This is a genomic window from Paenibacillus liaoningensis (assembly GCF_059609455.1).
On sequence record NZ_JCAALU010000023.1, the window covers coordinates 24,210 to 43,976 of the forward strand.

19 protein-coding genes are annotated in these 19,767 nt (G+C 49.9%); 4 read left to right on the top strand and 15 right to left on the bottom strand.

The annotated features are described in order from the left end of the window. Positions 1-9: 9 nt before the first annotated feature. The 7 genes from AC6B99_RS29025 to AC6B99_RS29055 form a co-directional block, all read right to left on the bottom strand. A complete protein-coding gene (locus AC6B99_RS29025; protein ID WP_046230589.1) occupies positions 10-921 on the bottom strand; it encodes a selenium metabolism-associated LysR family transcriptional regulator in 912 nt (303 codons plus the stop codon). 159 nt (positions 922-1,080) lie between these two features. Further along, entirely contained in the window at positions 1,081-1,518 is a 438-nt protein-coding gene (locus tag AC6B99_RS29030; protein WP_046230588.1) for a hypothetical protein, read from the bottom strand. 312 nt (positions 1,519-1,830) lie between these two features. Next, positions 1,831-2,094 (bottom strand): YlbG family protein, encoded by a 264-nt coding sequence (locus AC6B99_RS29035; RefSeq protein WP_046230587.1) that lies wholly within the window; start codon positions 2,092-2,094, stop codon positions 1,831-1,833. A gap of 45 nt (positions 2,095-2,139) precedes the next feature. Then, the gene (locus AC6B99_RS29040) at positions 2,140-2,634 is read right to left on the bottom strand and encodes a YlbF/YmcA family competence regulator (protein ID WP_081418931.1); all 495 of its coding nucleotides are present in this window, start codon (positions 2,632-2,634) and stop codon (positions 2,140-2,142) included. A 71-nt stretch (positions 2,635-2,705) separates the two neighbouring features. Further along, on the bottom strand, positions 2,706-4,562 hold the full coding sequence (locus AC6B99_RS29045) for a helicase-associated domain-containing protein (RefSeq protein ID WP_056038619.1): 1,857 nt from the start codon (positions 4,560-4,562) through the stop codon (positions 2,706-2,708). Positions 4,563-4,602: 40 nt separating this feature from the next. Further along, entirely contained in the window at positions 4,603-6,300 is a 1,698-nt protein-coding gene (locus tag AC6B99_RS29050; protein ID WP_496664846.1) for a DNA repair helicase XPB, read from the bottom strand. Positions 6,301-6,552: 252 nt separating this feature from the next. After that, on the bottom strand, positions 6,553-7,737 hold the full coding sequence (locus tag AC6B99_RS29055; RefSeq protein WP_496664847.1) for a M20 metallopeptidase family protein: 1,185 nt from the start codon (positions 7,735-7,737) through the stop codon (positions 6,553-6,555). A gap of 228 nt (positions 7,738-7,965) precedes the next feature. Here AC6B99_RS29055 and AC6B99_RS29060 point away from each other — a divergent pair, with 228 nt between their 5' ends. Together AC6B99_RS29060 and ftsW are read left to right on the top strand one after the other, a co-directional pair. Further along, positions 7,966-8,310, top strand: coding sequence for a YugN family protein (locus tag AC6B99_RS29060; RefSeq protein ID WP_046230584.1), 345 nt, complete (start codon positions 7,966-7,968; stop codon positions 8,308-8,310). 1 nt (position 8,311) lies between these two features. Further along, positions 8,312-9,481, top strand: a complete 1,170-nt coding sequence (gene ftsW, locus AC6B99_RS29065) for a putative lipid II flippase FtsW (RefSeq protein ID WP_496664848.1) — start codon at positions 8,312-8,314, stop codon at positions 9,479-9,481. Positions 9,482-9,585: 104 nt separating this feature from the next. Here the strand turns inward: ftsW and AC6B99_RS29070 are convergent, their stop codons facing one another. After that, positions 9,586-9,972, bottom strand: coding sequence for an Asp23/Gls24 family envelope stress response protein (locus AC6B99_RS29070; protein ID WP_056038629.1), 387 nt, complete (start codon positions 9,970-9,972; stop codon positions 9,586-9,588). 150 nt (positions 9,973-10,122) lie between these two features. Here AC6B99_RS29070 and cax point away from each other — a divergent pair, with 150 nt between their 5' ends. Then, positions 10,123-11,181: a calcium/proton exchanger gene (gene cax / locus AC6B99_RS29075; protein ID WP_056038632.1), complete on the top strand. Its 1,059-nt coding sequence runs from the start codon at positions 10,123-10,125 to the stop codon at positions 11,179-11,181. Between the two features lie 105 nt (positions 11,182-11,286). On the opposite strand, the gene AC6B99_RS29080 is transcribed toward cax, so the two are convergent. From AC6B99_RS29080 to AC6B99_RS29100, 5 genes are all read right to left on the bottom strand, one after another. Beyond that, complete coding sequence (locus tag AC6B99_RS29080) at positions 11,287-11,574, bottom strand: Fpa/YlaN family protein (protein ID WP_056038636.1); 288 nt, start codon at positions 11,572-11,574, stop codon at positions 11,287-11,289. Between the two features lie 135 nt (positions 11,575-11,709). Then, entirely contained in the window at positions 11,710-11,952 is a 243-nt protein-coding gene (locus tag AC6B99_RS29085; RefSeq protein ID WP_046230579.1) for an HPr family phosphocarrier protein, read from the bottom strand. A gap of 103 nt (positions 11,953-12,055) precedes the next feature. Then, positions 12,056-13,171 (bottom strand): aminopeptidase, encoded by a 1,116-nt coding sequence (locus AC6B99_RS29090; RefSeq protein ID WP_496664849.1) that lies wholly within the window; start codon positions 13,169-13,171, stop codon positions 12,056-12,058. Positions 13,172-13,259: 88 nt separating this feature from the next. Then, positions 13,260-13,964 (bottom strand): hypothetical protein, encoded by a 705-nt coding sequence (locus AC6B99_RS29095; RefSeq protein ID WP_496664850.1) that lies wholly within the window; start codon positions 13,962-13,964, stop codon positions 13,260-13,262. Between the two features lie 187 nt (positions 13,965-14,151). Further along, entirely contained in the window at positions 14,152-16,101 is a 1,950-nt protein-coding gene (locus AC6B99_RS29100; protein WP_496664851.1) for a diguanylate cyclase, read from the bottom strand. A 378-nt stretch (positions 16,102-16,479) separates the two neighbouring features. Between AC6B99_RS29100 and rpsD the strand changes: the two genes are divergently transcribed. Then, positions 16,480-17,079, top strand: a complete 600-nt coding sequence (gene rpsD / locus AC6B99_RS29105) for a 30S ribosomal protein S4 (protein ID WP_494865091.1) — start codon at positions 16,480-16,482, stop codon at positions 17,077-17,079. A 142-nt stretch (positions 17,080-17,221) separates the two neighbouring features. Here rpsD and floT read toward each other — a convergent pair whose 3' ends face one another. After that, complete coding sequence (gene floT, locus AC6B99_RS29110) at positions 17,222-18,805, bottom strand: flotillin lipid rafts scaffold protein FloT (protein ID WP_496664852.1); 1,584 nt, start codon at positions 18,803-18,805, stop codon at positions 17,222-17,224. 233 nt (positions 18,806-19,038) lie between these two features. Next, positions 19,039-19,566, bottom strand: a complete 528-nt coding sequence (locus AC6B99_RS29115) for an NfeD family membrane protein (RefSeq protein WP_099520810.1) — start codon at positions 19,564-19,566, stop codon at positions 19,039-19,041. Between the last annotated feature and the right edge of the window lie 201 nt (positions 19,567-19,767).

The following is a 19,767-nucleotide window of genomic DNA, read 5'->3' on the forward strand; positions in this document are numbered from 1 at the left end:
CACTGCTCCTCATAGCCATTTTCTCAAATCATTTTCTCTAAGAAACGTTAAAAAAGTGACCGCAGAAATCGGCAGCAGCGCGGATTTCAAATAAATCGAATAAAACTGCCGTTTAAATTTCGTATCTACAATCGGCACGCTATGCAACAAGCCTAGCGCAATTTCATGCTTGGTCGATGAGGAGGACAGAAAAGAAATGCCTAAGCCCGCTTCTACCGCACATTTTACCGCGCCGGTGCTTCCAAGATCCATGACGACCTTAAGATCGGAAGGATCAATATTTTTGCGCTTCAGCTGCTCTTCCATCACAAGCCTCGTTCCAGAGCCTTGCTCACGCAGTACAAAGGGATAGCTTGCCGCCTCTGTCAGCGTCACATCCGTCCGCCCCGCTAGCGGGTGGCCCTGTGGCACTACGAGATGCAGCTCATCGCTCATGACGGCCTCCATCTGCATATCCGGATGATTGACAGGCGCTTCAATAAGCCCAAAATTCAGCTGATGATTAATGATATCCTCCATAATTTGCGCCGTGTTCATCACCTTCATGCTGATGGCAATGTCCGGATAAGCTTGACCGAAAGGGCCGAGCAGCCGTGGAAGTATGTATTCTCCTATCGTCAGACTGCCTCCTAGCAGCAGCCGTCCCTTTAATTGCTTTGTAAACAAGCTCATCGCTTGATCTGTATCTCTAATTAGCTCAATACTGCGTCTCGCGTACGGCATCAGCTCCTGCCCGGCTTCCGTCAGCTCGATTCGCTTTGTCGAACGCAGCAGCAGCTTCGTGCCAAAATAATCCTCCAGCGACTGAACCTGCATGGTCACGGCCGGCTGGGTCATATGGAGCGCTTGCGCCGCAGCCGAAAAGCTGCCCCGTTCCGCGACGGTATAAAAAATATGCAGTTGATGAAAATTAAGCGCCATCTGGCCGACCACCCTTTCCTTTGCCCTATATTATACTATATGGCTAGGCCAAAACGCACGAAAAAGCGCAACTCTCGTTCATCGCACGGCTAGCTGCTGCTTCACCATGCTTGCGAATCGAAGATGCGCTTTCATTTTTAATTCCATATAAGGGCCGGTTTATTTCTTCTTGCGGCTATTTTTAACGAGCGTCATTCGCCGGGAATGGCGCAGCCAGGAATAATAGGATTTCAAATCTCTAAGCTCCATCGTCTCCGACATGCGGCCGAGAAAGGTCACGATAATCATTTTGTGCAGCGGGTTCCCCAAGATGTCCGTATCTGTCAGGGAAGGCGAAAATTCAGCTACGAAAACCAAATCATTGTCAATTAAATAGACATCCTGCTCATTGCGGTAATACGACTCGATTCTGCCCTGCTTCAAGCATTCCCACAAAAATTCTGCGATGTCCTCATAGCCAGTTTTCTCATGTTCAACTCGATCAATCCAGCGGCTACGGGCATGATTCGTAATGACAATATCAGAAACTTTCATATCGCCCAGATCGACATAGAACGTTTCATAGGTGCTCCATCGTTTCGTCAACTTGTCCTTCATCACGAACCCTCCTCCTAAAGAACCAGGCCTTTATGACTATTATATCAAGTATTTTACCATGATTGACCGATTTTACAACAGAAAAAATGCTGAATCTCAAAAATAACAGTTGACGTGACGCCGCCGCGACCGCGGTTCTGATTATGATCCCGCCACAGGCTTGCTAACTCAGCGTTTCGCTTCCTTTTCCGAAATCGATTTTAGCTTCTCTCTTACGGAGGCTACTTTCATTATATTGCTAGGCATAAAAAAATAGCCCGGGTGGTTGTACCCCACCCGGGCTATTGCGCACAGCCTGTTCGCTGCCAGCAGCTACATGCTGTAAAATCTTGTTTTGTCTTCACTGTCTTTCGTATATTCCGTTCGCAGCTCATTCCGGAAGGAACGTTCAATTCTGCGAACGAATGGCAAACGTCCAATATTGCGCAGCACTTCTTCGGCACGTTCGGCATTTACGTAGATGACGACATAGTGCATTTTGCGCGACATGTAATGAACGGTGCCGTGTTTTTCTAGCGATCTGGCCGCCTTTAGGTCACTGACCCATATAATATAACCCGTCCGTTCCGGTAACAATACGATTCCCTCCACCTGTGTAAAATTCACACCGAGCAGAGCCGCCTAGCCGCAACCGCCGCTTCCACAGCCACATGATCCGCCGCTTCCGCAACCGCCGCCGCTTGCTTCATTGCTCGGCACTTTAATCGTGTCCGATACTGATTCAGCAATGGTCCGTGATACCTCAAACAGCATCGTATCAACAGCCTGCTCCGCTGATTTGAATCGAACGACCGCCTCGATTTGGGCGAGCTCAGCTTCAACCAGCTTAATTTTATCTTTGGCTGCATGAAAATCCGGATGAAAACGCCCAAAACGCTGGCATTCCTCAAACAGCTCTTTCGCCTTTTCAAACTTCCTGGTCAGCGCCTTAACATCAGCATCTTCGCTGACTGCGTCTTTCCAATATAAATATTCGGCAACTTCAGCCGACTGATTAATCCAATCACCCAGCTCGTAAGCACAAAGCAGCAGCGACGCCATATCGAGCGAAGAAACACCGCTTGCACCTTCAGGGTGTATGGGTAGAACAGCCGAGAGCTCCTTAGTAGCAGGCATTTTTCCACCTCATCTCATTCGCTTACTTCCTTATCTATCATAGCATACTAGCTTAAATAGTACATACCATTTTATGTATAAAAATTAATTCCTGGAACAAGCAGCCGCATCGCCTGCCAGCTTTCAGGCGACAACCTCACGCTGGCTCCATATTGCGCGCCTGAGAAGCTGCCCGTTACAGACCAACTATTGGATTCGGCATGCAGCTCCCAAGGTACAAAAGCAGCCAGTCCTTCCTCCAAATGCAGCTCGACAGGTGTTTGCCACTGCAGCGCACGCTCCATCATCTCCCGGCTTGTGGAATGATGGTAGGCGCGGCGCTGGTTCAGCCAGCTTGCGGGAATTTGCTTTAGCCCCGCATAGCTTCCTTGCTTGTCCTCTTCATCATGCTGAATCAGCTCATAATGGCCCAGCCAGTCCTCATGCTCTGCTCTGGGTGTAGCCATTCCATAGTCGGGATACAGCCGGAAACCAGCGACAAGCTGCTGCTGGGAGCTATCCTGAAAGGAAGGATATTCTCTGCCGTCTCCGAAGCTCCCTGCACCCGCAACTGGCTTGTCCAGCTGGCCCAACTTGCTTCCCCAGTCCCGCAGCAGCGGAGCTGCTTCTGCTGCTGCGTCCTTGCTCCCGGAAGCCCATTCGAGAAATGCGAGCATCGCTGCTTCCGTTCGGCCAAAAGCCATTGCCCGTTCGATCGACTTGCGGCTAAGCCGGTACAGCCCTTGCTGCACCTCGTTCACACGCTCGGCCATAAGCTCCAGCTCCCAGCGAATACGCCCGTCGCATTCCGTTAGGACGATAATTTCCCCATTTGGCTGCACGATGACAGCTTCGCTTTCACTTGAAAGCGGTGCTGATGAACGATCTGTTCCGGGCTGGGGATCTATCATCCAGCGAAACCAGCTGCGCTCCCCGGGTCCTTCGATCCGCTCAAGCCAGCCGAAAGCATGCAGCGTGTCCAACCACCCCAGCAGCTGCTGCTTATCGCTCAAAGGCAATTGTCCAGCCGCAACTGCAACAGCCTCGCCCTGCACCTGATACAGCCACGCCTCAGCCTCATACCAAGGCCCCATGGTTAGCGCAGACAATGCCGATGCGCCATGCGCCAAAAGCGGCTTTCTATATAAATAATGCTCCACAATCAGGCTGTGCAGACAAGCCTCTCGGGCAAAGCTGTTTAAAATCAGCCACTGCTCCAGCTTATCCTTTACCCATATGAGCCGCCCCTCTTCCTCCTCCAGCACGCCTAATCTTACAGCCGTTTCCAAAATAAAGGCAGGTATGCGTCCGTATTGGCGTACCCGATCGTCCGATACATTCAAGCAAGCGATATTTTCCTCCGTAAGCGTAACGGAGATCCCCAGTCGGGCAATTATTTTTTTAGGCAAAATTCCTTTATTCGTCAGCGTAAGCCCGCTTCGCGCGAGCTCCGTCCACGCATCAAGCAATTGAAGTCCCAGCAGTCTACCAGAGGCTCGAAACTGCAACTCGCCTTCCGCCAAAGCATCCATCGCCTTCGCCTCCATATGGCAGGGAAACACCAGCTGCCGCCATAGCGCAAAGCTGTCGCGAGGCACAAAATAAATGCGCTCGCCCCAATTGCGGCTTACCGAAAATACGAGTCCGCCGCGCTGCAGCTCTGCCAAAGCCCAGCGAAACTCCGCGCCTGACATGCACGCCTGCTTCGGGCCGAGGCGAAAAAGCCTCTCCTCAGGAGCTGGATCAGCGCCAGCAAGCTTTATGACCGCTTTCAGCGCCGCAAGCGTCGTAGAAGAGAGCGATTGAATCGCCTCAAGCATGGAGCGGCGATCTTTAACCGCATCGCTCCACTGCTTATTTTCTTTAGCTGCATACCACCACATCGGCGCTTCCATAAATGTTTGCTGCCGATAATCCGTCAGCTTGTCGGCGAGCTCGTGGACGTACATTTTTTTCTCCCCCTACATCGTTTGCCTCGGCTTGCTGCCTTTATTCAAGCAGAGCTGCTTCCCGCGATTCCAGCGCATAGCGATACCCCTGCTCCACCATGAACAGCTGGCGCCGCAAGGCAAAATCCAGCTCCTTGGTGCCGTCGCTGACAACGGTATAAAACCACGCTTCGTTTCTTCCTTGCTTTGGCCTGAGAATGCGCCCAATGCGCTGAGCCTCCTCTTGCCTTGAGCCATAGCTGCCCGATATTTGAATAGCTACTGCCGCATCCGGCAAATCAACAGCGAAATTGGCAACCCTTGAAACCGCCAGCACCGGAATTTCGCCCGAGCGGAAACGATCATACAGCAGCTGGCGCTTATCCTGCTCCAGCTCTCCGGTTATAACGGGAATCGCGAGCGCTTCGGCAACCGCATGCAGCTGATCTAAATATTGCCCGATAATGAGCGTAGGCACGCCTTCATGACGCTTCAGCAGTTCCGTAATTACATCTGCCTTCGACGGATTTTCTGCCGCAAGCCGCAATTGGGAACGGGGAGCGGCAGCCGCATAACGCGTGCGGACATCCTCACCAAGCGGTATACGAATTTCGGTGCAATGAACAGCCGCAATATGCCCCTCTGCTTCAACCGCCTTCCACAGCCATTCATACTGCTTCGGACCAATGAGCGAAAAGACGTCCTCCGCGCAGCCATCCTCGCGGACGAGCGTTGCCGTTAGCCCAAGCCGCCTCGTCGCTTGAATATCTGCCGTCATTCGAAATACAGGTGCAGGCAGCAAATGCACCTCATCATAAATAATGAGCCCCCAGTCGCGCTCTGAAAATAAATTCATATGCTGGTAAGCTGCCGACTTCGCCTTGCGGCTCGTCAATATTTGATAGGTGGCAATGGTTACCGGGCGTACCTGCTTGAGCCCGCCGGCATATTCTCCGATGTGCTCTTCCAACAGTGTTGTTTTGTCCAGCAGCTCGCGCTTCCACTGCTGGACCGAGGTGGTGCTGGAGGTCAAAATCAGGGTCGCGCTGCTTAGCTTAGCAAGAGCAGCCAGTCCCACAACCGTCTTGCCTGCCCCGCATGGCAGCACGACGACCCCGCTGCCGCCATGCACGGAGCCTTCAGCGCAGAAAACATCTACCGCCTGCTGCTGATAGGCTCGCAGCTCAAACGGCTTGCCTTGGCGCGTTACCTCACGCAGCTGCACCTTCAGCGCCTCGCCGGCATGATAGCCCGCCTGATCGATGACGGGATAACCGAGCCGGGCCAGCTCCTGCTTGAGCAGCCCCCGCTCCTCCCCGCGAACTTCTACACCTAGCCCGCTGAGGCATGCTGCCAAATCCGGGCTAGCTAATTTCGGCCCGATTTCCGGATGGCGAGCCAGCTCCGTGAGCAGCTCCGCGCTGCCGCTGAGCATGAGCTTGTCTCCCGCTAGCTCAAGATGCAGCTTTCCATAGCGGCCCATCCATTTGCGTATGCTCATTTCCGCATAGCCCGGGATGCTCGATGAAGCATACTTCATCAGCAGCGCTATGACGTCCTCAGCCGCCATTCCCGACGCGCAGGCTTGCCACAGCGTCATGGCTGTCATCCGGTACGTATGCCAACCGCCTGGGCGCTTGACGAGCTCTGCGAAAGCAAGCAGTCTGCCAGCAGCTTCCTCTGCCCCGGCCTGCTTCATATTGAGCAGCAGCGTCATATCGCTTTGAACAATGAGCGGCTTGCTGCTTGGTTCCAGCATGTTATCCCCTCCTTATGTATCTGTGTGCAGCCTGCCATTAGCACAACGGCGAAGCCAGACCATCGGCCATAATGGCCTCCTATAGGAGCAGTATGCGGAAATAGGCCCTATTTTATGCAAGCATAAAAGTCGTTGTTATCTTTAGCTGGTCATAAAAAAAGAGAGCATGCCACCGTATTCTGTGACATACTCTCCATTTATCGTACTGCTGCTGCCATGCTCGTCCAGCACGCCGTTTAATGCTCTAACCTTCTAATGCTCTGACACATAATCCTCAGCCAGCCGTATGAGCAGCTCTGCGGATTTAAGCATGGCGCCTTCTTCGAAATCGAACTTAGGATGATGATGGGAATAGCTGGTGGACGTATCACCATTGCCCGCGCCTACCATCATAAAGCAGCCGGGAACCTCGTCCAAATAGTAGGAAAAATCTTCTGCTACCATCATTTCATCGCCCCGCACCGCATTGCCTTCTCCGAGCATCGGCTCCGCTACGCGGAAAAAACGCTCCGCTTCATGCTCATTATTAATGACGGCAGGATAGCCGACGCGAAGCTGAAAATCGTATTTGGCGCCATACATTTGGCACGTATGCTCAATAACCTGCTTCAAACGCTCATGAATAAAATAACGGCTTTCCTCATCGAAGGAACGAACCGTGCCTTTCATCAAACACCGCTCGGCAATGACGTTATTCGTCGTTCCCGCTTGAAAAGAACCTATAGAAATAACCGACGGATGCAGCGGATTGATGCTCCGGCTAACAATCGATTGAATCGACTGCACGAGCGACGCCCCAACCACAATCGTATCAATTCCTTTATGCGGCATGCCGCCATGTCCGCCCAGCCCGATAATTTCAATTGTGAATTCATCGGCTGCGGCCATGAATGCGCCTGCTCTTGTCGATACTTGCCCAAATGGGAGCGGTGCCCACAGATGAATGCCATAGATAACATCTACGCCTGCAAGCGCTCCGTCCTTAATCATATGAATGGCACCGCCCGGCGTCACTTCCTCAGCAGGCTGGAACAACAGTCTCCGCTCGCCTTTAATGTCACTGCGATGCTCCTGATAGAACTTTGCTATGGCCAGCATCGACGACGTATGACCATCGTGCCCGCAGGCATGCATAATTCCGGGTACTGTCGACGCATAATCACACTGCTTCTCATCTTGAATCGGCAACGCATCGATATCGGCGCGCAGAGCCACGACTGGCCCAGGCTGTTCACCTTTTATCGTCACAACGATTCCATATCCGCCTACACCTTCCTCAAACTCGCAGCCGAATTCCGCCAGCTTCCCTGCGATCCATCTTGAGGTTTTCTCCTCTTGGAAGGATAGTTCAGGATGCTGATGGAGGTATCTCCGCCACTGCACCATCTCTGGATAAAGATGTTGCAGCTTTTCTAATGCATAGACACTGGTCAACATAACAGCAAACCTCCTTCACCTTTTACACAAATGACAGACCTATCGTCTTAATCGTATTAACTTACTCTATTTTAACAGAACGAAGCTCACATAAGGAAGCTTAATTGCAGGAATGTTTATTCGGATTGCTTTGTCGCCGTGGGTAAGGCTTGCACTGGCTGGGGAAACATACTATCATGAGAAATGAATGTTCAACAATTGGTTTTTGAATAATGAGGAGGAAACATCATGATTATTGAGAATACCGGTTTGAACGGTGTTCAGAGCGAGCTGTTCCATCTGGATGAATCGGCAGAAAAGCTCGGCTTCGTTCGCTGGCAGTGGGAATACTACCGCGCTACATATGATTTGAAACTGGAAGATAAGGCTACGAACTCTGAATACTTCTTGCGCATCAACACGCGTGCTGTTGAAGGAAAGCTTGAATCTCCGCATGCTGTACTTGCAATTGAAGCCGTATACATTGGCAGAGCAACGTTCCCGCATGGCATGGAGTATGAATCCCCGGTGCCACAGCCTATTTTGAACACAGCTACGCAGCGATTGCAGCAACTCAAGCAATTGCTTGACTAGTATGAGCAAAACGCAAAACGGCAGCCGTGGCAGGCCAGATTTTCTGCTTTTAATTTTCACGCTTCTGCTCGTCGGTTTTGGGCTCGTGATGGTATTCAGCGCGAGCTCAAGCATTGCTTTATATTCACCAAAATATTTGAATGATCCGCTTTATTTTGTTAAGAAACAGGCGGTTTTTGCAGCAGCAGGCATATTTTCCATGTTTTTACTGATGAATATTCGTTATGAGTTTTACAAAAAATCTTTTCTGCTTTTCTTTTTTCCTGTCGTCATTTTACTTGCTATCGTTCCCTTTGCTAGTGATAACATTAACGGCGCGCACAGTTGGCTGGAAATAGGGCCCCTAACTATACAACCGACGGAGCCCGCAAAGCTCGCGCTTATTTTGTACTTGGGAGCACTTATCTCCAAAAAAGGCGAAAAATTCCGCGACTTCAAAAAAGGTCTCATTCCCGTCATTCTTGTTACGGGTTTTATCTGCTTTCTCATTATGCTGCAGCCGGATTTGGGCTCTTGCATGGTGCTGGCAGGATGCGCTACCGTTATGATTATGGCTGGCGGGGCAAACCTGAAGCAGGTATTCGTAACGGGCGGACTAATGGGACTCGTGCTTACCGTTGGCGTTAGCATATCTATGGCGATCAGCCCGACAAAGTGGTCTTATCGTATTGCCCGCTTTACTGCCTTTTTGGATCCTGTGGCAGACAAGCAGGATACGGGGCTTCAGCTCGTTTCCTCTTTACAGGCTTTAGGGCATGGCGGCTTGACCGGAGCAGGCTTCGGTGAAAGTGTACAAAAGCTGCATTATTTGACCTATGCGTATAATGATTTTATTTTTGCCATTATCGCGGAGGAATTTGGCTTTATTGGCGCCTCGCTTTTTATTTTATTTTTTCTGGCTTTTTTATGGCGCTGCTTGATCGTCGCTTTGCGCTGCTCGGATCAATACGGCACCATTATTGGCGTCGGCATTGTTGGACTGTTCAGCATTCAGGGATTCATTAACATTGGCGGAGTAACAGGCGCTATACCGCTGACTGGGGTAACGCTCCCTTTCATCAGCTACGGCGGTTCATCGCTTATGGCCTGCCTCATGTGCATTGGCGTATTGCTCAGCATTTCCCGAGAAGCGAATCGCAATGCAAAGCCAAAAAACAAACGTCAAAACTAAAACAAGCTTCCCACCTGCTATGAGGCGCGGAAGCTTGTTTATTGTTGTGTCGTTATATCAGAATGAATAGCTTTATCCGCCGGAGCGGAACATGCCATCACCGATTATTTAATACGCGGGGTAGCTGTTTCCTCAAACACTTCTTCTTCCTTGAATACAACGCCTTCTACTTTCACATTGACTTCAACGACTTGAAGACCGGTCATATTCGATACCGACTCCCTTACATTGAGCTGCAGTTGGCGGCATACTTCCTGAATAGGAATGCCATAATGAACGATAATACGCAAATCAATTGCGGCTTCGAGCTGTCCGACTTCCACGGAAACACCCTTCTGCACGTTTTTCCCGCTTAGGCGTTTAGCAAGCCCTTCAGAAATCCCGCCAGACATGGCTGCTATACCTGGAGTCTCAAGTGCGGCGAGTCCCGCGATTGTTGCTACTACGTCATCAGAAATACGAATAATGCCTGTTTTAAGGTCCTCGGTCATCTTCTTCACTCCTCCATTTGCTATATATGTATATTGTACTGGATGGATTAACCGGAAGCAACTTTTGTCGATTAAAATAACGGTTATCTGTCGAATAGAATTGGATATATTATATAACAGGTTTGCAGACTTTAACAAAGGGGTGCCCATGTGAGACAGAAGCTGTTTTTCACCGGATTAATCGTCATGTTCGTCTTTAGTGCAATCGCACATTTCGCCCATCTGGACATGACGCTGCAATTTGCTGTTTCCGCTGTAGCGATTGTTTTCGCAGCAGGCTTTCTCGGGCAAGCAACAGAGAGCGTCGCCCATTATGCCGGACAGCGGCTTGGCGGCTTCCTCAATGCGACCTTCGGCAATGCCGCGGAGCTGATTATCGCGTTTTTCCTCGTCAAGGAAGGCTTGTTCGATATGGTCAAAGCGAGCATTACCGGGTCCATCATCGGCAACTTGCTGCTCGTGCTGGGGCTCAGCCTGCTGGCAGGCGGCCTTAAATTCAAGCAGCAGCATTTCAATCAGCAGCTGGCCCAGCATAACTCGACTCTCATGCTGCTTGCCGTCATCGGCTTGTTCGTGCCGGCCATCTTCGTTGGAGCCGAACATTTCACCATGGAGAAAGATCATTTTCTCAGCCTATCCGTTGCGGTCATTTTGATTTTGGCTTACGTGCTGTGGCTGCTGTTTTCCATGGTGACACATAAACAAATGCTGGCAGACAGCGAAATGAGCGCTGATCACGGCGAGGCGCCTGCATGGTCTAAGGGCCGCTCCGTCCTTATGCTCGTTGTAGCTACCGTTATGGTCGCTTTTATTAGCGAATGGCTTGTGCACACGCTGGATACGTTTACAACGCGTTTTGGGCTGTCTGAGCTGTTTGTAGGGGCATTCATCATTGCCATTGTCGGCAATGCCGCTGAGCACAGCGCTGCGGTTTTGCTGGCACTGCGCAACAAAATCGGGGCAGCTGTGGAAATTGCGGTCGGCAGCAGCCTGCAAATCGCCCTGTTCGTCGCTCCCGTGCTCATTATTGCCAGCGCATTAATGGGCAAAACGATGGACATTATTTTTACACCGATTGAGCTGACCGCTATCGCAGTATCCGTCTTTATCGCGAAATCGGTATCGGGCGATGGACAGACCAATTGGTACGAAGGGGCGCTGCTGCTCATGGTTTATTGTATTTTGGGCATTGCTTTTTATTTGGTCTAAAGGACGGGAGTATGCTGAAACAGGATCTGGACTGCGCAAAAGGCTTGGAGTTCATAGACACAAAGAGAGACAGACAAAAAAAAAGGAGCAGGCCGCATGGTACGCCTACTCCTTTCTATTCAACGCTTCGTAAAGCTGAGCCAGATTGCGCTCCAAGCGACTTAGCAGCTCCTTGCCGCTATGCTCAGCGATCAATCCTGCGCGTACTGCAAAATCAATTTCCCGCGAGAATCCATACATCTGCGTGTCCAATACTTCCTCGTACAGCGGACATTGACGGGTCGTCAAGTTCTCCATCTGAACCTCAATCAATTTCTCTATTTTAGCCGCATCCTCCATAAGGAGACGAAGAGCTTTCTCATGCAATTGAACCGTGACTTCCGGTGAAGACATCGTTTTCCCCCCTAATGCGTGTACCCGCCGTCGTCTATACCCTTTATATTAGACGAAAAAGAGCCAATACACAAGGACAAAACAGAAAAGCGCCCCTTCGGCTAGCGAAGAAGCGCATGTACTGGTGTAACCTGTTTATTCAGAAACTACTGCAATATTCAGGTTATGCTTAGCGAAAACAGCTGCCATTGCGGCTTTTGCTTCCTCAGCATCTGGTCCGTGGACGTGAAGCTCGTAGGAGTGACCGCCTACCAGCGTAGTAAACAATCCCAAAATACTTTTAACATCAATATATTTGTTATCTGCTTGCAGAACGATTGATGAGCGGAATTGACCTGCTGCTTGGGATATTTCTACAATAGCTGCGTTGTTAGACATGGGGAACCCCTCCAATTAAATTAGTAAAGCTTACCTTCGAAATCATGATAACCTGAAATTAAAGATCGGGCAAGAGGCAAATTGTAAAACGCTTCTTTTTCATTTATTTCAAATTTTCGGAATTTAATGCCTCTAGCTCCGGAATAACGAAGTGTCCATCCTTGCGGATCAGCACATCATCGAAATAAATTTCCCCTCCGCCATATTCTGGACGCTGAATGAGCACAAGGTCCCAGTGAACGGACGATCGATTTCCATTGTCTGTTTCATCATAAGCGCGGCCCGGTGTAAAGTGCAGGCTTCCGGCAATTTTCTCATCAAATAAAGTGTCATTCATCGGGTGCAAAATATGCGGATTAAAGCCAATTGCAAATTCGCCAATGTAGCGAGCGCCCTCATCCATATCCAAAATCTCATTCAAGCGCGCCGTATCGCTGCTGGTCGCTTTGACGATTTTGCCATTTTCAAACGTGAAGCAAATATCCGAGAAGGTTACGCCTGAATATACGCTGGGTGCATTGTAGGAAATGGTGCCTTGTACCGAGTCGCGAACAGGGGCCGAAAATACTTCTCCATCCGGGATGTTGCGGTGGCCGGAGCATTTTTTGGAACCGATATTTTTAATGGAAAAAGTAAGATCGGTGCCTGGCGATACGATTCTGACGCGATCGGTTTTGTTCATCAAAGCCTGAAGCGGGTCCATCGCTTTGTCCATTTTGGCATAATCCAAATTACAAACATTAAAATAAAAATCTTCAAACGATTCCGTGCTCATCTTCGCCAGCTGCGCCATGGATTCGTTCGGATAACGCATCACAACCCAGCGCGTGCGTTTTACCCGCTGATCCATATGTACAGCATCGCGATAAATTTGCTCATAAAGCCGCATTTTATCTTCTGGAACGTCGCTCATTTCATTGACATTGCCGCCTGCGCGAATGCCGATGTAAGCATCCATTTGCTTCATGCGCTGCAAATCATATTTCGTCCATTCTTCGATTTGCTCTTTGCTTCCGCTTCGCAGCAGCGTGCGCGTCACCGCAGGGTCTGTAATTTCTACAAAAGGTCTGCCGCCAAGCTTCGCTACCTCTTCAATTAAAGCTTTCGTCAGCTCGCGCTCCGAGCCGATCACTTCAATAAGTACATTTTCTCCTGGCTGAACACCGATGGAATAGCCTGCCAAATTGGCAGCTAGCTGCTGAATTCTTGGGTCACGCATGTTAAACTCTCCTCCAAATCATTGCTTCTCTATCGTTGATAAATACTACCAACTCCATCGTAACATGTTTAACAGGTGCGTGCATCCTTCATGGCGAAGTGGTGCCGTCAAAGGCGCTGAGCGAGATGTTCGTCGTCCGCTTCTCCGTAATCCGCTTTCCCTGCTTTTGATAGGCAAATGTCGTTTGCTCCAGCAACTGCAGCGGCACCAGCTTGCTGCGGTCGATCGTCAGCTCGTATTGCCCATCCACCTCTAAGGTGGACAGCATTTGCTTCAGCTCCTGATGGGACTTCTCATACGTGCGCAGCCATTCCTGCCGGAGCGCTCCTTCCTTAGCGGGAGCCTGGCTCGCGAGCGCCGCCATTTCTGCCGTCAAGCGCTTCTCCCACCTTTTCTTCGCTTCCCCCTTGTCTACGGCCGCATGAAGCACGAGATGCCCTTCTGCTGTTGCCGCCGTTTGAATACTTACCTTATTTGTCGCTCGCTGAATCTCCTTAAGCAGCTCCGCTGGCGCAGCGGATTCGCTCTGATCAGCAGCTGTTGCTGCATACGATTTGACCTGCTCATGATCCACTACTTCTCCCGAGAAGCGTCGCGGCGTATAGCTCCAGCCATCTGCTCCAATAATGGAAGTGGTGCCGCTGAAGCTGTATTTATCCGTTGCCGCAAGCCCTGCTGCTGATAAAGAAAGCCATTGCTCCGGCGTTCGTTTGTCTGCCACATCCATGCAGCCGCTCAGCCATGCCGTGCATGCGATTAAAGCTAATAGAACAGCTAGCTTAATGGTTTTCATTTTTTCTTCCCTCCATAAGGTTGCTTTTGCTTTCTCTAGCTTCCCCGAAGCAGCAGGCTCCTTATTCCTTTCTGGGCTTCTATTATCTAATGAAGCAGGGCTGCAAAAAAAGAAAAAACGCCTGAGCAAAATGCCCAGACGCTTCTCCTATTTTTTCAAACAAAAATCTTATGTCTAATGCCTGCTTTTACCCCACGCCAAGACGAATACAGTTTCTTCCATTATTTTTTGCATCATATAAGGCCATATCTGCACGATAAAATAGCGATTCCACGCTGATTTTATCATTTTCAAACGTCCATTCCGACACGCCGCATGACACCGTCACTTTAGGATCCGTCTCCGCTTCCACAAGCAGACGAATACGTTCAGCAATTCGAAAAGCTTGTTCAGAACGAATGCCTGGCAAATATACGGCCAGCTCCTCCCCGCCCCATCGTGCAGCGATGTCTCCCTGCCTAATCGTAGTCCGTATAATTTCGCTCACTTGGATTAAAATACGATCCCCAACCTGATGGCCGAATGTGTCATTAATGCGTTTGAAATGGTCGACGTCGACGAGCACGAGTGAGCCTAACGGATCTTTGCGCTGACGGCTCTGGATTTGCTCGTTCAAGTAGTGGCGGGCATGCAGCCCCGTTAAATTGTCTGTAATAACCATGCGGCGAACCTCTGCATGCAGCGAAGCGTTCGTCACCGCCAAGGCAATATGTGTGGACATAATTTGGAGCAGCTTATAATTGTCGTAGGAGAAATAATGAGGGTTTTTATGCGTAACCATGATCACGCCCACTACTTCATCCTCAACCATAATAGGGGCAGCGATCAGCGAGCGGGAGCCAGTGTAATCCATCATTTTAGACGTTACGACACGGGTTTGCCAATAATCTGACAAAATAAGCGGTTCTTTCGTGCGATTAATAATGCCGCTAAAGCCGTAATCCGGCACGAATTGCTCGCGTGCAAGCGTAGGAATGTTGCTGGACATGACATTAAATTGGTTGCGGTCTTTATCCAATTGGAGAATCGAGCAATAATCCGCTTCAAAAATATTAAGCAACTCATTCGTCGCAAACTTGAATATATCCTTAAGCTTCAGCGATTGATTCAGCCGTTTCGCCAGCTCATTAATGACGCGAAGCTCGTTAATGAGCAAATTGGACTGCTCGTACAGCTTGGCATTCTCAAATGCAGATCCCGCTGTATCCGCCAGCAGCACGAAGGCCGGCATATTCGCAATATCCCAGCGCTCAGCGTCAATCGAGATGCAGAGCACGCCGTAAGCCGCCTGCTTGCCGCTCATTGGAACTGCTAGGCGTATCGTGCCATCCCGCTCCTTCTGCGTCATCGGCTTGCCTTCCATGAAAGCTTTCGCAACAATGTCATGCGCTGTATTTTTAAAAATAAGCGGCTTGACGCGCGCGTCGCCATTCAAATGGTCTTGGGACAAATACAGATTGACTTCGGAGCTCGGGTAAAGCTGACCTAAGCTGCTTAGCATTTCGGACAGTACGGCTGTAACGTCGAATTGATCATACAATCGCTTAGCTGCCAGAAACAGGGCATCGCGCCTATTGGCATCCTTCTCCGTTCGTTTTTGCTGGAGCAGCAAATCCCGGACATATATATGTTCGAAAGAGCGGTAGAAGCAGCTGCGGAAATGAAGGGCACTAAGCCTTGCCTGCTGCTCAGCTTCGGCGGTACTGCTTGGGACAATATGTATAAATATGCTGAATGGCTCGCCACTCGAGCGTTTGCGGACAGGAACAGCAGCAGCATGAGCAGGCGGCTCTCCAAACGTCACTGAAGCTGCGCAGCCAGACTCAGCTACTTGTGCAGCAAGCATTCGCAGCTCATCGCGCCACAACTCCGCCTGCCCTTTAACAGCACCCGCGCTATCAATTAAACGCAGCTCCCAGTCAAATAATAATGAGGCGCCCTGCACCGCTTCCGCTTCTTCGCTTGCCTCCCTGAACCATAGCTCGAAGCTGTCCTGAAGCAGCGGCATCATATATGGCCTGTCCGCATCGTTAATATCTTCGTGCATAAACCATATTTCAGGATGCAATTGCTCTACAGGAGCTGCAGCCTGAGCAAAGTGATCGTTATTATTCCCATCTCGGTTTCGATTGTTCATCTGCAACACCCAACCCTTCTGTCGGTCTAAACAAGGAGATGAGCAGTCATCTATGTATGAAGAAGATACCATCATCATACTTTATTTTTAAGAATATTGCACTAATTAACAGTTGGTTTATAGGCCTAAAGACTCTATATCATTCCCGATTAGCATAACAGGCTATTTTTCTTGACTTTCTGCTTGAATTTCATATAATATTAATTGTTGAATACATGGGCGTACGGTTTTGTGTCACCCTCGAGAATAAGTTCACTGACAGGCCTGCGGCTGAGGTGCTTGTTAGGCTCTAAGTTTTGACTTGAGCATTTGAGCTTGTTCCGCGAAACACAACCCCATCTTCAAAAATCCCATTTGTTGAAGGAGTTAACACGACGCATGTCACGTTATACAGGACCTAAATTTAAATTAAGCCGCCGCCTTGGTATTTCCCTGAGCGGAACTGGCAAAGATCTCAAACGTCCATTTCCACCAGGCCAACACGGCCCGAACCAACGCAAGAAATTGAGCGGCTATGGCGTTCAATTGCAAGAAAAACAAAAGCTGCGCCATATGTATGGTTTGAACGAGAAGCAATTCCGCAACTTGTTCGACAAAGCAGCTAAAATGAAAGGTATTTCCGGCGACAACTTCCTCGTGCTTTTGGAAAGCCGTCTGGATAACCTCGTTTACCGTCTTGGCCTGTCCAACTCGCGTGCTGGTGCGCGCCAATTGGTTTCTCACGGTCATATAACAGTTAACGGCAAAAAAGTCGACATCGCTTCTTACACTGTATCGCTTAACGACGTAATCGGCCTGCGCGAGCGCAGCCGTGGTCTGAAAACGATCAAAGAAGCTATGGAAGGCCGTCATCACCTGCCTAACTACCTTGAGTTTAACGACCAAGCGCTTGAAGGCAAGTACGTTCGTTTCCCAGAGCGTGCTGAGTTGACGCAAGAAATCGACGTTAAACAAATCGTCGAGTTCTACAGCCGTTAATAAGCTGAAACGCGCCGTCCTTTGGCGGCGCGTTTCATTCCGAGAAATATAGAGATAGGATAGTGTTAGAATATTCTTTCCTATATTTTAAAGGAAATCCCCGGTCATCTTATGATGGCCGGGGATTTTTTTGTTCGCTTATTTAGGATGGGTTGTTCTCGTCTTGGCCCGATTCCTTAGAGGACAGCAATTGCATTAATGCCTCGCTCGTTGAGGAAGCTTTCGCCGGAACCGCGACAGCGGGCACTGGGGCAGCGGGCACTGGGGCAGGGGCTGATGTATTTTTCGTCGTTAATCCCTTCATTAAAGCAAACACATCAATGCCCGCTACACTTTTCAGCATTTCTGGCGCTGTTGCCATCAAGGAAGTGACGTAGTTGCTCAGTCGCATCGCCCCTTCGCCATTGCCCGTATCCACAACGGTCAGCTTATCGATGCCTTTGATTGGCTCAGCGACCTTGCCTGCCAGCTCAGGCAGCATTTTCACAATAATGTCGAGGATCGCTGCCTCTCCAAACTTCTCGAACGCCTCTGCCAGCTTTTCCTTTGCCTCGGCTTCCGCTAGACCGCGCAGCCTGATCACTTCGGCTTCCGCTGTACCTTTGGCCCGCTCAGCATCCGCTACGGCCAAGCCATCCAGCCGCTTCTGCTCGGCCATCGCCTTCGCTTCCGCTTCGATGCTGTACTGCAGCGCATCCGCCTCACGCAGCCGTTTGGATTTCTCCCCTTCTGCCGCCTGCTCGACTGCATAACGATCGGCATCCGCTTTTTTCTTCACCTCAGCGTCGTATTGCTTCTCTCTACGCAAAATTTCTTTTGCTTCAAGGTCAATCTCCCGTTCTTTACGCACCAGCTCAACTTTCATTTGCTCTTCGACCACGCTCTGCTTCGCCCGAGCTTCTTGAATGGCGTAGGCCTGATCCGCTTCCGCTTTCGCGGTATCCTGGTCTTTTTTGAAGGAAGCGACTTTGAGCTCTTTCATTTTCTCTGCCTCCGCGATATTCGTATCCCGCAGCAGCTCGGCCTTCTGTCCTTCCTCTTCGGCACTCGCCTTCTTAATTCTTGCATCCCGCACCGCCTCAGCTTGTGCAATGTCTGCATCCCGCTTCACTGCCGCTATACGAGGCTTGCCGAGCGCATCCAGATAACCGTGCTTGTCGCGCAAATCTTTAATCGTAAAGGAAACAATTTGCAGCCCCATCTTTTTAAGATCTTTGGCCGCCACGCTCTGTACCTCTTGGGCAAACCGATCGCGGTTGCGATATACTTCCTCTACCGTCATGGAACCTAGAATCGCCCGCAAATGCCCTTCCAGCACTTCCTGTGCCTCGCTCTTCAGCTCTTCTGTCGGCTTGCCCATGAACTGCTCGGCAGCTGTTGCGACATCCTCTACGATACCGCCGATTTTAATGATCGCGACGCCATCGGCCATAACCGGAACACCTTGCTCCGTATACACCTCTGGAGTAGACACATCAAGCTTATGGGAAAGCAAAGAAAGAAATTCAGCCTTCTGGAAGATTGGCAGTATAAAAGCGCCTCCTCCTCTGACGATTTTAATGCGGCGGCCGCTGTCATCTGTCATAACATTGCGGGTTCCAAGAAATGAGCCGGTTACAATCATCGCCTCATCTGGGCTAACGGTTTTGTAGCGAGCCCAGAACGCGAGTCCTAGTACGACGAATACAGCAACAACAATAATGGGAATAAGCAAAAATTCAGGCATAGCATCAAGCTCCTCTCTGTTTGTCAAATAGCCAGTTATAACAGTGGATCAAGCAAAAACGACTTCGTCGTCCTTCTGGGACGAGCGAAGAGCTTTGTCGGAGAATTCTAAGCGGATATAAGGAAGAAACTTATACATTCTTAGAATTCAAGGTGAAACGGCTGTCGCCGTCCTCTGGCGGCGCGTTTCATTCTGAGAAATATAGAGAAAGGATGGCAAAATCATATCCTTTCCTATATTTCAAGCTGAGACACATACAGCGTATGCTCCTTCACTTCAATTACGACAATGCGGACGCCGCTTGGAATCGGTTCGCCGTCAAAGCTTGCGGCAATTTGATTGGAAAATCCCGCTCCTGCCGGCATCAGCACCTCGCCGCATCCAATCGCCGGAATCGGTACCAATACTTCTCCAAGCCGCCCCGTGAAATCATGAATGGAGACGGCTGTTGAATTTTCGCTTTCGCTCATCGGCTTCACATATAGGAAATATACGCCTCCGCCTGCGACGATCGCGACTAATCCAGCAATGACAAGGACTATTCCAGCTGTCAGCGGTGAATATTGTTGCAGCAGCAGCCCTGCGCCGCCAAAGGCGGTAATACCGCCTACGAGCGAGGTTGGCTGAAGCCAGCCATACCCCTCGCTGGCGAGGAAATCGAGCGCTCCGTCAAAAGCAGAGCTTAGAAAATCGCCAAATATAACGCTTACAATTGCATAAAGCACGCCGCCAAACAGACAGCCCCAGAACAACGCCTCCACTTTGTCCTCCCCTTTCTGCAACCAAATGCTGTTATAACTGTTTTTATTTATTACGATAATTCCTTGGGATTTGTTTCAAAAAAATAAATAAGTCTACACAATTTGTCCCAAATGCTTTGCTATATTTCTTTTTTTCATACTAATTATTCCTTAGTTTTATGGGTATCACATATTTCGCGTATCCATAACATAGCAAATGAG

Bases quoted from the DNA above. Each gene is read 5' to 3' on its own strand.
- AC6B99_RS29085 (WP_046230579.1), bottom strand. From the start codon at position 11,952: ATGTCTAACAACGCAGCTATTGTAGAAATATCCCAAGCAGCAGGTCAA.
- AC6B99_RS29100 (WP_496664851.1), bottom strand. From the start codon at position 16,101: ATGAACAATCGAAACCGAGATGGGAATAATAACGATCACTTTGCTCAG.
- AC6B99_RS29060 (WP_046230584.1), top strand. From the start codon at position 7,966: ATGATTATTGAGAATACCGGTTTGAACGGTGTTCAGAGCGAGCTGTTC.
- AC6B99_RS29045 (WP_056038619.1), bottom strand. From the start codon at position 4,562: ATGTACGTCCACGAGCTCGCCGACAAGCTGACGGATTATCGGCAGCAA.
- floT (WP_496664852.1), bottom strand. From the start codon at position 18,805: ATGCCTGAATTTTTGCTTATTCCCATTATTGTTGTTGCTGTATTCGTC.
- AC6B99_RS29070 (WP_056038629.1), bottom strand. From the start codon at position 9,972: ATGACCGAGGACCTTAAAACAGGCATTATTCGTATTTCTGATGACGTA.
- AC6B99_RS29095 (WP_496664850.1), bottom strand. From the start codon at position 13,964: ATGAAAACCATTAAGCTAGCTGTTCTATTAGCTTTAATCGCATGCACG.
- AC6B99_RS29025 (WP_046230589.1), bottom strand. From the start codon at position 921: ATGGCGCTTAATTTTCATCAACTGCATATTTTTTATACCGTCGCGGAA.
- AC6B99_RS29040 (WP_081418931.1), bottom strand. From the start codon at position 2,634: ATGCCTGCTACTAAGGAGCTCTCGGCTGTTCTACCCATACACCCTGAA.
- AC6B99_RS29050 (WP_496664846.1), bottom strand. From the start codon at position 6,300: ATGCTGGAACCAAGCAGCAAGCCGCTCATTGTTCAAAGCGATATGACG.
- AC6B99_RS29090 (WP_496664849.1), bottom strand. From the start codon at position 13,171: ATGCGTGACCCAAGAATTCAGCAGCTAGCTGCCAATTTGGCAGGCTAT.
- AC6B99_RS29030 (WP_046230588.1), bottom strand. From the start codon at position 1,518: ATGAAGGACAAGTTGACGAAACGATGGAGCACCTATGAAACGTTCTAT.
- AC6B99_RS29080 (WP_056038636.1), bottom strand. From the start codon at position 11,574: ATGTCTTCACCGGAAGTCACGGTTCAATTGCATGAGAAAGCTCTTCGT.
- AC6B99_RS29055 (WP_496664847.1), bottom strand. From the start codon at position 7,737: ATGTTGACCAGTGTCTATGCATTAGAAAAGCTGCAACATCTTTATCCA.
- rpsD (WP_494865091.1), top strand. From the start codon at position 16,480: ATGTCACGTTATACAGGACCTAAATTTAAATTAAGCCGCCGCCTTGGT.
- ftsW (WP_496664848.1), top strand. From the start codon at position 8,312: ATGAGCAAAACGCAAAACGGCAGCCGTGGCAGGCCAGATTTTCTGCTT.